Origin of the sequence: Bacillus alkalicellulosilyticus, from assembly GCF_002019795.1 — a bacterium.
Classification (GTDB): domain Bacteria; phylum Bacillota; class Bacilli; order Bacillales; family Bacillaceae_F; genus Bacillus_AO; species Bacillus_AO alkalicellulosilyticum.
In genome coordinates this window covers 3,049,760-3,063,434 of sequence record NZ_KV917381.1, presented here as the reverse complement: position 1 = coordinate 3,063,434, position 13,675 = coordinate 3,049,760, and the positions used below count along the sequence as shown (strand labels likewise).

Sequence of the window (13,675 nt, the reverse complement as noted above, 5' to 3'; positions counted from 1 at the left end):
CATGAAAAAAATTGAATTTGAACAGTTGCAGGAACAAATGTACCATGAGACGATGGAAAACGGGCTAGAAGTGTATGTTTTACCAAAGAAAGACTTTAATAAAACATATGCTACGTTTACAACGAAGTATGGTTCAGTTGATAACCATTTTGTTCCTCTTGGTCAAACAGAAGCCGTTAAAGTCCCTGATGGTATTGCTCACTTTCTTGAGCACAAAATGTTTGAGGACGAAGAGGGAGATGTCTTCCAAGATTTTAGTAAACAAGGGGCTTCAGCAAATGCGTTTACTAGTTTCACTAGAACAGCTTACCTTTTCTCTAGTACGTCGAATGTAGAGAAGAATTTAGATACATTACTTAACTTTGTACAACATCCTTATTTTACAGAGGAAAGTGTTGAAAAGGAAAAAGGAATTATTGGTCAAGAAATTACTATGTATGATGATAATCCAGACTGGCGCGTGTATTTTGGTGCAATCGAAAATATGTATGAACATCACCCTGTAAAAATCGATATCGCCGGAACGATTGATTCGATTTCTAATATAACAAGTGATTTACTTTATCAATGTTATGAAACCTTTTACCACCCGAGTAACATGTTACTCTTTGTTATAGGACCTGTTTCGCCTGAGGATATTATAAATCAAGTGAAAGAAAACCAAGCCAAAAAAGATTTTAAAGAAAAAACGGAAATTAAACGTTTCTTTAAAGATGAACCAGAGCATGTTGCTAAAAAGAAGCATGTCATTTCAATGAGTGTGCAAACCCCTAAATGCTTGGTTGGCTTTAAAGAGCACAATCCTAACCGCAGTGGGAAAGAATTGTTGCAAAGAGAATTAAGTATTAATATCCTGTTAGATTTAATGCTTGGTCAGAGCTCAGAGAATTATCAAACTCTGTATGATTCTGGTTTAATTGATGAAACCTTCTCATTTGATTATTCAGCTGAATCTGGTTTCGGTTTTACGATAATCGGTGGAGATTCAAAAAAACCAGATGCTCTTGCCAAAACGTTAGAGGATATGATTAAAACGTTTGTAGCAACTCCATTGAAAGAACAAGATGTGGAACGGGCACGCAAGAAAAAAATAGGTGGATTTCTGCGTTCTCTGAATTCACCTGAATTCATTGCAAACCAATTTACTCGTTATCAATTTAATGATATGAACCTATTTGATGTTGTATCAGGGCTTGAAGAAATCACGGTTGATACATTAACTGAGGTATTAAAGGACCACTTTCAATTTGAACGCTTTACTGTTTGTCAGGTGAAGCAGGATGATTATGTGGAGGATCCAAAGTGAACCGCACGTGTTTAATAACGGGAGCAAGTGGAGAAATTGGGGCAGCAATAGCAATTGAATTTGCTGCTCCTGATGTAACTCTTTTTTTACATTATCACTCGAATCGTTCATCTATAGAGGATGTCAAAGCGAACTGTGAATCCAAAGGCAGTGAGGTTCGATTGGTACAAGCTGACTTAGCCAAACCGAGTGGCGTAACGGAACTCTTAACTCAACTAGACAAACCAATCGATATCATTATACATAATAGTGGAAGAAGCTATAACGGATTACTTACAGATATGAAAGAACATGAAATTGAGGATATGATTCGTCTCCATGTCACTTCACCGGTGTATTTAACGCAAGCCCTCCTTCCGCATATGGTAAGAGAAAAAAGAGGTCATATTATTGTGATTTCTTCTATATGGGGGCTCACAGGTGCATCATGTGAAGTGTTGTATTCAACGGTCAAAGGAGGCATGAACTCGTTTGTGAAGGCGTTGGCTAAAGAAGTTGCCCCAAGTGGCATTCATGTCAATGGGATAGCTCCTGGGGCCATTGATACGAAAATGCTATCAGATTTTAGCCAAGAAGAAAAGCAAGCCCTTAGCGATGAGATTCCGTTAGGGCGACTTGGAAAGCCAGTTGAAATCGCAAACGTTGCTAAATTCTTAATCTCAAATGATGCAAGTTATATTCAAGGCCAAATAATCTCTGCCAACGGCGGATGGTACTGTTGAACAACGGTATTCTAAAAACGTTCATAAAAGATAGTGAATAAATTAAGTGCTTCCTTGAGAAAATAAGCAAGAAGTAAATTCAAGGAGGTAACGCTCATGTCTGTTTTAGATAATTGGGAACAATGGAAAGACTTTTTAGGTGACAGACTTTCTCAGGCTAAACAAGAGGGAATGGACCAAAATGTTATTAATGATGTTGCTTATCAAGTTGGTGAGTATTTGGCTCAACAAGTTGAACCTAAAAACGAGCAAGAAAGAGTTCTAGCTCAATTATGGCAAGTTGCTTCTGAAGAAGAGCAACATGCGATTGCCAACATGATGGTAAAACTTGTTCAAAACGAAGGTCATTAATTATCGCAAAGAGTGTCGGTACAACATCGGCACTCTTTTTTAGCAATTTTGAAAAAAGTTTCTATAATTTGTTATAGATTGTCAAATATTATAGAAAAAACGTATAAATCTCTTTTATTACCTCCTTAAATAGCGTAAAATGAAATTTAATATGATGATTATTGCTTTTTTCTCATATATACATACTAGGAGATAGTCCCTTTTTCAAACAAAAGGTCAGGGGTGTTGATGAGATGAAAGAATGGTATTTGGAATATATTATTCATAAAAATAGACCAGGTTTATTAGGTGACATTTCTTCTCTACTTGGAATGTTATCAATAAATATTGTTACCATTAACGGAGTAGAAGACAATCGTCGAGGTATGTTAATTAGAAGTACAAGTGATGACCAAATTAAAAGATTTAAGGGAATACTACAAACAATTGATAACATTACTGTCACTAAGTTACGGGAGCCTAAGGTAAGAGATCGTCTTGCGATAAGACATGGCAGATATATAGAACGTGATGCAGATGATAAAAAAACCTTCCGTTTTGTGCGTGACGAACTAGGCTTACTTGTTGATTTTATGGCAGAGTTGTTTAAAAAAGATCATCACTATTTAGTAGGGATTCGGGGCATGCCTAGAGTTGGGAAGACGGAATCTGTTGTTGCAGCAAGTGTCTGCGCAAATAAACGATGGTCCTTTCTTTCATCCACTTTATTAAGGCAAACGATTAGAAGCCAATTGGCTGATGAGGAATTAGGGGAAAACCACGTATATATTATCGATGGTATTGTCTCCACGATGCGGGCAACCGAAAAACATCGAGCACTTATCCAAACAATGATGACTCATCCAGTAATAAAGGTTATAGAACATCCGGATATTTTTATAAGAGAGACAGAATATAATATTGAGGACTTTGATTGTATTATTGAATTACGTAATGAGGAACATGAAGAAATTACTTATGATAACATTGAATCAGGTTTTTCTTCATTCGATATTAGCTAAAGTTGGTAGGTGTTTTCATTGTCAGAATTAGGTCAACGTTTACAAGAAGCGAGAGTAGAAAAGGGCTTATCCCTAGAGGATGTAATAACTTCCACTAAAATTCAAAAGCGCTATTTAATAGCGATTGAAGAAGGCAGATTTGATGCTCTTCCTGGAAAGTTTTACGCGCGTGCTTTTGTAAAAAGTTATGCTGAAGCAGTTGGACTAAATCCGGAGGAAGTTCTAGAACAGTTTCAACATGAACTACCGAATCCTCATAAAGAAGGAAAAGACCTTCCAATGAGGTCAGAACGTACCGTTAAAACAAGAACCAAACCGATCCCAACTCATCGTTCAAAGTTGGCAAAAATCATGCCTGCTTTAATGACGGCTGTCTTTATTGGAGTTATTGTAGTTGGAGTTTGGCTTCTTGGACAAAATCAAAATGATACACCAGATGTAGGTGAAAATATTGATACTCAAGAAGAGCCAGCCTTAGAGGGAGGATTTTCTGAGCGTCCAGCAGAAGAACCAGCTGAAGTGCCAGTAGAGCCTGAGGAAGAAGAAGTTGTTGAAGAACCCGTAGAAGAAGAAACAACACAGGAATTAGTTGAACAACAGATAAGTGGCAAACGCTCTTATTTTGAGCTTCAAGGAGCAGAAGCATTTGAAGTTAATTTAACATTCTCTGGAAGAAGTTATGTAGGAATTAAAAATGCCAAAGGAAATTCTTTTCACGCTCAAGAAGTTGCAGATGGAGATGAATTGTCATATGACTTTACTGCTGAAGAGCAAATCGAATTTAACTTTGGAGATTCTCGGTTTGTAGAATTTGAAATTAATGGAGAAAGCTTTGAATTGCCGCTTGATCCGAATGAAAATGTCCATCAAATCGTGACTATCACATTTATCCAAGCTGAGGACTAAAAAGAATGGATATCAGTAGGAGTTTATTCCTTTTTGATATCCTTCTTTTGCTCTAAAAATTCATGTAGTTGAGGGGGCATCTCTAAATATCAAAACGAGGTGTCCTTATTTGCGTAAGGATAAGGTAAATATTTTTACCAACCCATCCCAACTTCAAGTTTTATTGTTTTAATAAAGATATGGTACAATATGAATATGTTGGCTTTATGAATGGAAAGGAAAGGAGTTTTACACAATGGCAAAAGAAAATTCGTTTGATATTGTATCCGAAGTTAATTTTCAAGAAGTGGATAATGCAATTGCACAAGCCGTTAAGGAAATATCAACTCGTTATGATTTTAAAGGTTCAAAAAGTTCAATTGAAAGAACCGATAAAGATAAAATCACAATAATCTCAGATGATGATTATAAATTAGAAAGTGTTATTGATATATTAAAGAGTAAATTTATCAAACGTGATTTGTCGCAAAAGGTATTAAACTTTGGTAAAATTGAAAAGGCTTCTGGAGGTACTGTCCGACAAGTAGCAACTCTTGTATCTGGAATTAGTGCGGATAGAGCAAAAAAAATTACTGTAGCCATTAAAGATTCGAAGCTAAAAGTAAAGGCTCAAATACAAAACGACCAAATTCGAGTTACAGGAAAAAGCATTAACGACCTTCAAGACATTATACAATTGGTAAAAAGCTTAGACCTTGATTTTCCAGTTCAGTTTGTGAATATGAGGTAATTTTGCTTGCCAGGAAGCATTAGGGAGGATTTAAGTGAACGTACCCAATCAAATTACAATAGCAAGAATCTTGTTAATCCCAATTTTTATGATTTTTTTACTTGTGCCTTTTGATTTTGGTCACTTTCAATTAGTAGATGTCCAAATTCCTACTAGTCATCTAATAGCTGCGTTTATCTTTATTATTGCTGCGGCCACAGATTGGTTAGATGGGTATTTTGCTCGTCGCTATCAATTGGTGACGAATTTAGGGAAATTTTTAGATCCTTTAGCAGATAAGTTATTGATTTCAGCTGCGCTTATTTCATTAGTAGAATTACAAATGGTGGCAGCGTGGATGGCGATCGTAATTATAAGCAGGGAATTTGCAGTAACGGGTGTCCGTCTTGTTGCCGCTGCCGATGGTACGGTAATTGCTGCGAGTCCACTGGGGAAACTAAAAACCATCTTTCAAATCATTGCAATATCAGCTTTGATATTACATAACGTGCCATTTGAGATTTGGTCTATTCCGTTTGCTTCTCTTATGATGTGGGTTGCAACCATTTTAACGATTGTATCAGGAGTAGATTACTTTTTGAAAAACAAGCATGTTTTCTTTAATAGTAATGCATCTTAACTAGAATAATCCAAGCATGAGGTGAACCATGAAGGCAGAAATCATAGCAGTGGGGTCAGAGCTTCTACTTGGCCAAATTACCAATACTAATGCTACATATATCTCCAAACAACTCGCAAATATAGGGATAGATATTTATTACCATACTGTTGTTGGTGACAACGATGTGAGACTTAAAGATGCAATAGAAGTCGCTAAAGGTCGTTCTGATTTATTAATCTTCACAGGCGGACTTGGACCAACGAAAGATGATGTTACGAAAGAAACGGTTGCCCAAATAGTGGAGCAACCATTAGTATATGACCCAGCTTCTTTGCAAGCAATTGAGGAGTTTTTTACATCTCGGAATAAAACAATGACTGAAAACAACAAAAAACAGGCATTGGTCATAAAAGGATCAACTGTGTTAGCTAATGAATGCGGTTTAGCTCCAGGCATGGCCGTTGTTAAGGATGGTATTTACTATTTACTCTTCCCAGGACCACCTAAAGAGCTACAGCCAATGTTTGAAAACGCTGGTAAGCCATATTTAACATCGAATTTACCTGATTTAGTTCCGCTAGAATCAAGAGTGTTGCGATTCTTCGGGATTGGTGAGTCGAGGCTTGAAACGGAATTGATGGATATCATTGAAGCACAATCGAATCCAACGATTGCCCCGCTTGCAGGTGAAGGCGAAGTGACGTTGCGATTGACGGTAAAGCATATTGAGCCCGATGTCAGAAAACAGATGTTAGATGAGGTGGAAAAAAAGATAGTTGAGCGTGTAGGCGAATTTCTCTATGGCTACGATGACACTTCTCTTTTAGAAGAAGTGATCGATACATTACTCAAACAGAACATGACGATTAGTACTGCTGAAAGCTTGACTGGCGGTATGTTCAGTGAGCAATTGACAAACCTACCTGGAGCATCTTCGTTCTTTAAAGGAGCAATAGTATGTTATGCTACTAAGGTAAAAGAAACGTTACTGGGGGTTTCTTCAGAGACGTTGCAACAATTTGGTGCAGTAAGTAAAGAAACTGCAATAGAGATGGCAAGACAGATTAAGCAGTTATGCGACTCTAATATAGGGATTAGTTTTACAGGTGTAGCAGGCCCAGATCCACAAGAAGATAAACCAGTGGGTACCGTATTTATTGCGATTGCAACAAATACAAAAGAAGTAGTCCATGAATTACACATCACCGGTAGTCGACAACAAATTCGTGAACGTACGATTAAAAATGGATGTTATTATTTGGTGAAAGAATTGAAAAAGGTGGAATAAATAAGAATGAGTTATTTTGATTCGTTTGAACTTTCAAGTGAAGTAATGAAAGCAATAAAAGAGATGGGGTTTGAAGAACCTTCTCCGATCCAAGAAAAAGCGATTCCGCTTATTGTAAAAGGCGGAGATGTGATTGGCCAGGCTCAAACAGGAACTGGAAAAACAGCGGCCTTTGGAATTCCAGTCATTGAGAAAATAAAAGAAGAAGACCAATTTGTCCAAGCCATTATTCTAACACCAACTAGGGAATTGGCCATTCAAGTTTCAGGTGAGTTACAAAAGCTTTCTAAATATAAAAGAATTCGTACCCTTCCTATTTACGGTGGACAATCGATTGGACATCAAATTAAGGCGTTAAAGCAAGGGGTTCATGTCGTTATCGGAACCCCAGGTCGAATTATGGACCACCTTCGTAGAAAGACATTGAAATTAGACCGCATTCACACGGCTGTCCTTGATGAAGCTGATGAAATGCTAGATATGGGATTTATTGAGGATATCGAAGAGATTTTAAAACAAGTAAAAGGTGAAAGACAAACTTTATTGTTTTCGGCAACAATGCCACCACCAATTAAAAAGCTTTCTTATAAATACATGCAAAACCCTGAAATTGTTTCCATTAATCGTGGAGAAGTAACGGCACCATCGATTGACCAAGTCTATTATAAGGTACTAGAACGAAATAAGTTAGAATCTCTTTGCCGTATTATAGATAGCGAAGAAATTGATCTAGGTATTTTATTTTGTCGTACCAAAAAAGGTGTGGCTGAATTAACGGAAGCCCTTCAGGCAAGAGGGTATATTGCGGATGGGTTACATGGAGATTTAACACAAATGCAACGAGACAGTGTAATGAAGAAATTCCGTGATTCGACGATTGAGTTTTTGATTGCAACGGATGTGGCCGCAAGAGGAATTGACGTTGAAAACGTCACACATGTTATTAATTACGACATTCCTCAAGACCCTGAGAGCTATGTTCATCGTATTGGTCGTACAGGAAGAGCAGGAAGAAAAGGGCTTGCGTTAACCCTAGTAACACCAAGAGAGATGAAACACCTTCGCTCAATTGAAGCGGAGATTAAGATGAGTATCCCTTCTTCTAATGTACCAACATTTGAAGAAGTTGTTGAAAAACAACAAAGCTCTTGGAAAAAACAAATCGAAACATTAGTCGAAGAAGATCAGGATAATGCATTATTCAGTGGGATGACAACAGAATTGTTGGAAAAGTATCCACCAGAAAAAATCATTACTGCTTTAATGAAGATGACCTTTGCTACAGAAACTGGTAGCGATGATGATGGATACGACTTTGGCGAAACAGGTGGAGCTAAAGGTATGGTTCGTTTCTTCATTAACGTTGGAAAAAATGTGAATATGAGCCCGAAAATCCTTATTGAAGAAATTGCTGATCTCGTTGGTATTCCTGGAAAAGCGATTGGACGTATTGATATTTTTGATAAATTTACGTTCGTTGAAGTTCCAGAAGAAGTAGCACCTTTTGTCTATGAAGCACTTCGACATTCAAGAATCAATGGCGCTCGTGTAAATCTAGAGCCAGCCAAACCAAGACCAAAACGCGAAAGAAAACCGTTTACTAAATAAAAAATGAGGGTGGGACAAAAGGGTTTTTAACCTTTTGTCCCACCTCCATTTTTATGCCCCTCATTGTGCGGTTCCTATAAGAAAAGCACGTATAGTCACCATAAGAGCAGGCAGTGGCTTCGCACCTTGAAATTTCTTTAATAAAAAACGGTGAAGATGTTTTTTACAAGGGCTCCGCTCACTGCGCGGTTCCTATAAGAAAAGCACGTATAGTCACCATAAGAGCAGGCAGTGGCTTCGCGCCTTGAAATTTCTTTAATAAAAAACGGTGAAGATGTTTTTTACAAGGGCTCCGCTCACTGCGCGGTTCCTATAAGAAAAGCACGTATAGTCACCATAAGAGCAGGCAGTGGCTTCGCGCCTTGAAATTTCTTTAATAAAAAACGGTGAAGATGTTTTTTACAAGGGCTTCGCTCACTGCGCGGTTCCTATAAGAAAAGCACGTATAGTCACCATAAGAGCAGGCAGTGGCTTCGCACCTTGTAATTTCTTTAATAAAAAACGGTGAAGATGTTTTTTACAAGGGCTTCGCTCACTGCGCGGTTCCTATAAGAAAAGCACGTATAGTCACCATAAGAGCAGGCAGTGGCTTCGCACCTTGTAATTTCTTTAATAAAAAACGGTGAAGATGTTTTTTATTAAAGAAATGCGAATAAATGTTCGTAAAAACTATTGGCAAATGGGATAAAACGATGTATGATATAAACAGTACTTATTAATAGTTATTATTTGCAGAAAATGCAAGTTTAATAGAGGAGAGATGGATAGATGAGCGATCGCAAAGCCGCATTGGATATGGCGTTACGTCAAATTGAAAAGCAGTTTGGTAAAGGTTCTATTATGAAGTTAGGGGAACAAGCTGAACAACGAGTATCAACGACGTCAAGTGGAGCACTTGCACTAGATATTGCACTTGGAGTAGGTGGATATCCACGTGGTCGAATTGTTGAAGTATATGGTCCAGAATCATCAGGTAAAACAACAGTAACATTACATGCTATTGCAGAGGTACAACGTCAGGGAGGCCAAGCCGCATTCATTGATGCTGAGCATGCTCTTGATCCTGTTTATGCACAAAAATTAGGAGTTAATATCGATGAGCTTTTATTATCTCAACCTGATACAGGTGAGCAAGCGCTTGAGATTGCAGAAGCACTAGTTCGAAGTGGAGCAGTAGATATTATTGTGGTTGATAGTGTGGCAGCACTTGTTCCTAAAGCAGAGATTGAAGGAGAAATGGGAGATAGTCACGTTGGTTTACAAGCACGTCTTATGTCTCAAGCCCTTAGAAAATTATCTGGTGCGATTAGTAAATCTAAAACGATTGCTATTTTCATTAACCAAATTCGTGAAAAAGTAGGGGTCATGTTTGGAAACCCTGAAACAACACCAGGTGGTCGTGCTTTAAAATTCTATTCTTCTGTTCGTTTAGAGGTTCGTCGCGCTGAAACACTTAAGCAAGGAAACGACATGGTAGGGAATAAAACTAAAATTAAAGTTGTTAAAAACAAAGTAGCTCCTCCATTTAAAGTAGCTGAAGTGGATATTATGTATGGAGAAGGAATTTCAAGAGAGGGTTCTATATTAGATATAGGCTCTGAGCTAGATATTGTTCAAAAAAGTGGAGCTTGGTATTCATTTAACGAAGAGCGACTTGGACAAGGCAGAGAAAACTCAAAACAATTCTTAAAAGAGAATCAAGACATTACTGCTGAAATTGAAGATAAAATCCGTGCTCATTATGGATTAAATGGTGAGATTACTGTAGAAGCTCCAGGAGAACCAGAAGAGTTTACAGATTTACTAGATATGAAATAAAAATGGTGTTAAGAGGGCGTCTCAGATGGGATACCCTCTTTGTTTATTTTTCATAAGCAGTAGTTGAAAGGAAAGGTAATACAATTTAAATAGTAGGAAGAAGAATTGTACCTTCCCATAACAGGAGCCATTCATACCTAGCTTGTATTGTCAATGCTTGACAATCGGTTTATGCAACTATACAATGAAAAAGAATACGACTAAATGTCGTATTTTCTATCACATTATTTTCTATTTTGTAAGTTCAATAATCATACGAATAACATGAAAATTGATGGAACCAACAATTAGATAGCAAGAGGAGGTGAGAAGTATGGGTGAAATAAACATTTTCATCGTCATCTCGATTTTGCTTGTTGTCTCTGCAGTTAGTGCAGTTGTTGGATATCTTGTTAGAAAATCCATTGCAGAAGCGAAAATTTCAAGTGCCGAACATGCAGCAAAACAAATTGTTGAAGATGCAAAGCGGGAAGCTGAAGCAAGTAAGAAGGAAGCAATTTTAGAGGTGAAGGATGAAGTCCATAAACTTCGAACAGAGGCTGAACGTGAGGTTCGTGAACGTAGAAATGAGATTCAAAAACAAGAGAATCGTTTGGTTCAAAAAGAAGAAGTCCTTGATCGGAAAAGTGAAACACTAGACAAGAAAGAGGAATCTTTAGAAAAGAGAGAGGATTCTCTCGCCAAAAAACAACGACATATTGAAGAGATGGATAGCAAAGTGGAGGAAGTCTTGAAGAAACAATATGCGGAGCTTGAGCGCATTTCTGGATTTTCTCGTGACGATGCAAGAGAAGCACTTCGCCAAGAAGTTCAACATGAGCTTACTCATGAGGTAGCCATGATGACGAAAGAACGTTTAACACGGGCGAAAGAAGAAGCAGATAAGAAGGCAAAAGAAATCCTATCACTTGCCATTCAACGTTGTTCAGCTGACCATGTTGCTGAAACAACCGTCTCTGTCGTTAGCTTACCGAATGATGAGATGAAGGGCAGAATTATAGGTCGTGAGGGCCGTAACATTCGAGCGTTGGAAACGCTAACAGGTATTGACCTTATTATCGATGATACTCCTGAAGCAGTTATTCTATCTGGATTTGACCCTATTCGACGAGAAATTGCTCGTACTGCGCTTGAGAAATTAGTGCAAGATGGTCGTATTCATCCAGCTAGAATTGAAGAGATGGTGGATAAATCACGTCGTGAAGTTGATGAGACAATCCGTGAATATGGTGAGCAAACGACATTTGAAATGGGCATTCATGGTTTACATCCTGATTTAATCAAAATATTAGGACGCCTTAAGTTTAGAACAAGTTATGGTCAAAATGTTCTGAAGCATTCAATGGAAGTAGCATATCTTGCAGGATTAATGGCTGCTGAACTTGGTGAAGATGTACAACTAGCACGAAGAGCAGGACTACTCCATGATATTGGGAAAGCAATTGACCATGAAGTAGAAGGAAGTCACGTTGAAATTGGTGTAGAACTCGCAACGAAATATAAGGAACATCCAGTAGTCATTAACAGTATCGCCTCACATCATGGTGATACAGAACCAACATCGATTATTTCTTCGTTAGTAGCTGCTGCAGACGCATTGAGTGCAGCACGTCCAGGAGCGAGAAGAGAAACATTAGAAACGTATATTCGTCGTCTGGAAAAACTAGAAGAAATTTCTGAATCGTTTGAAGGTGTCGAGAAGACATATGCTATTCAAGCAGGACGTGAAGTTCGTATCATGGTGAAACCAGATATCGTTGATGATGCACAAGCATTTAAGCTTGCTCGTGATATTACAAAGAAAATTGAAGATGACCTTGATTATCCTGGTCATATTCGAGTAACTGTCATTCGTGAAACTCGAGCCGTTGAATATGCAAAATAAATGGATGGAAACGTAATACTACGAAAATGACTAAAAGGCAGAGGCTTTTTAGTCATTTTCTTTTTTTAGTTGTATAATATAAAGACATAGTAGATTGAAAACAAAAGGAGTACAAGATGAAACTATTATTTATTGGTGATGTGGTCGGTTCACTAGGTCGGGAGATGGTCGCAACCTATTTGCCGAAGTTAAAGAAAAAATATAGACCGACGTGTACGATTATTAATGGGGAAAACGCAGCTGCAGGAAAAGGAATAACAGAGAAAATCTATAAGGGATTTCTTGATGCAGGTGCACAGGCTGTAACGCTTGGAAACCATACATGGGACAACCGAGAGATATTTGAATTTATTGAAGAGGCCCCTCACATGGTCCGACCAGCAAATTATCCTGAAGGAACTCCTGGATCTGGCTATACATTTATAAAAATAAATACACTCGAAGTAGCCGTTATTAATCTTATGGGTCGAACATTCTTGCCACCAAATGACTGCCCTTTTCGTAAGGCAGAGGAAATTATTGAAAAGGTAAGAAAAAGAACACCAATTATTTTTGTGGATTTCCATGCAGAAGCAACTAGTGAAAAACAAGCAATGGGTTGGTTCCTTGATGGACAAGTTTCAGCAGTTGTTGGTACACATACTCATGTTCAAACATCAGATGAAAGAATTCTACCGAATGGAACAGCATATCTTACGGATGTTGGAATGACAGGTCCGTATGATGGAATCCTAGGGATGGAACGAAATGCGGTGTTAAAGAAGTTTTTAACGAACCTACCTGTACGTTTTGAAGTGGCTAGCGGACGCTCACAAATTAATGGAACTCTGATTACGATTGATGACACGACAGGCTTAGCAAAGGCCATCGAAAGAATTGTAATTAATGATGAAAAACCTTTATTTGAGTAGACTACGAACAAAAGGTTAGAATATTTAGAAAATATCCTTTATGATGCAGGAATATCCCAATTTTTCGTGAATATAGTATGTAAGCGGCACTATTCATCATAAAGGAGGTTCAAGAAATGGAAATATTAAAAGTTTCAGCAAAATCTACACCTAATTCGGTAGCCGGAGCATTAGCTGGGGTCATTCGCGAAAGAGGTGCAGCAGAAATTCAAGCGATTGGAGCAGGAGCACTTAATCAATCGATCAAAGCAATAGCGATTGCTAGAGGGTTTGTTGCCCCTAGCGGAATTGACTTAGTTTGTATACCAGCCTTTACTGACATCCTAATCGATGGTGAAGAGAGGACTGCGATAAAATTAATAATAGAACCACGATAATATGTTAAAGCCTGTTTGCTTCTGCGGACAGGTTTTTTTATGTGAATTAGCGTGAATTCATTCTTTTGGTTTGTTAGCTTAGAATAGTTTTTGTTGTAATTTATCATAACCGGTTAAACTTAGGTTAGAATAAAAATGAACAGGAGATATGTGCAATTATATACCAATGTC

General features: G+C 37.9%; 13 protein-coding genes. All 13 read left to right on the top strand.

The window, feature by feature from the left end; translation table 11 throughout:
• Window position 1 precedes the first annotated feature (1 nt).
• Window positions 2-1,306 (top strand): EF-P 5-aminopentanol modification-associated protein YfmH, encoded by a 1,305-nt coding sequence (gene yfmH / locus BK585_RS15385; RefSeq protein ID WP_078554574.1) that lies wholly within the window; start codon window positions 2-4, stop codon window positions 1,304-1,306.
• Window positions 1,303-2,028, top strand: a complete 726-nt coding sequence (gene ymfI, locus BK585_RS15380) for an elongation factor P 5-aminopentanone reductase (protein WP_078554573.1) — start codon at window positions 1,303-1,305, stop codon at window positions 2,026-2,028. The genes yfmH and ymfI overlap by 4 nt, the downstream gene beginning before the upstream one ends.
• Window positions 2,029-2,124: 96 nt before the next feature.
• A complete protein-coding gene (locus BK585_RS15375; protein WP_078554571.1) occupies window positions 2,125-2,379 on the top strand; it encodes a DUF3243 domain-containing protein in 255 nt (84 codons plus the stop codon).
• Window positions 2,380-2,612: 233 nt separating this feature from the next.
• A complete protein-coding gene (locus BK585_RS15370) occupies window positions 2,613-3,380 on the top strand; it encodes a DUF3388 domain-containing protein (RefSeq protein ID WP_078554570.1) in 768 nt (255 codons plus the stop codon).
• 9 nt (window positions 3,381-3,389) lie between these two features.
• Window positions 3,390-4,286, top strand: coding sequence for a helix-turn-helix domain-containing protein (locus tag BK585_RS15365; RefSeq protein WP_419095546.1), 897 nt, complete (start codon window positions 3,390-3,392; stop codon window positions 4,284-4,286).
• A 235-nt stretch (window positions 4,287-4,521) separates the two neighbouring features.
• Window positions 4,522-5,016, top strand: a complete 495-nt coding sequence (locus BK585_RS15360) for a YajQ family cyclic di-GMP-binding protein (RefSeq protein WP_078554568.1) — start codon at window positions 4,522-4,524, stop codon at window positions 5,014-5,016.
• A 34-nt stretch (window positions 5,017-5,050) separates the two neighbouring features.
• A complete protein-coding gene (gene pgsA / locus BK585_RS15355) occupies window positions 5,051-5,635 on the top strand; it encodes a CDP-diacylglycerol--glycerol-3-phosphate 3-phosphatidyltransferase (protein WP_078554567.1) in 585 nt (194 codons plus the stop codon).
• 28 nt (window positions 5,636-5,663) lie between these two features.
• Window positions 5,664-6,905: a competence/damage-inducible protein A gene (locus BK585_RS15350; RefSeq protein WP_078554566.1), complete on the top strand. Its 1,242-nt coding sequence runs from the start codon at window positions 5,664-5,666 to the stop codon at window positions 6,903-6,905.
• Between the two features lie 6 nt (window positions 6,906-6,911).
• A complete protein-coding gene (locus BK585_RS15345; RefSeq protein WP_078554565.1) occupies window positions 6,912-8,513 on the top strand; it encodes a DEAD/DEAH box helicase in 1,602 nt (533 codons plus the stop codon).
• Between the two features lie 768 nt (window positions 8,514-9,281).
• Complete coding sequence (gene recA, locus BK585_RS15340; RefSeq protein ID WP_078554564.1) at window positions 9,282-10,331, top strand: recombinase RecA; 1,050 nt, start codon at window positions 9,282-9,284, stop codon at window positions 10,329-10,331.
• Between the two features lie 313 nt (window positions 10,332-10,644).
• Window positions 10,645-12,216, top strand: a complete 1,572-nt coding sequence (rny, locus tag BK585_RS15335) for a ribonuclease Y (protein WP_078554563.1) — start codon at window positions 10,645-10,647, stop codon at window positions 12,214-12,216.
• Window positions 12,217-12,332: 116 nt separating this feature from the next.
• A complete protein-coding gene (locus tag BK585_RS15330) occupies window positions 12,333-13,127 on the top strand; it encodes a TIGR00282 family metallophosphoesterase (RefSeq protein WP_078554562.1) in 795 nt (264 codons plus the stop codon).
• 116 nt (window positions 13,128-13,243) lie between these two features.
• Window positions 13,244-13,504: a stage V sporulation protein S gene (locus tag BK585_RS15325; protein WP_078554561.1), complete on the top strand. Its 261-nt coding sequence runs from the start codon at window positions 13,244-13,246 to the stop codon at window positions 13,502-13,504.
• Window positions 13,505-13,675 lie beyond the last annotated feature (171 nt).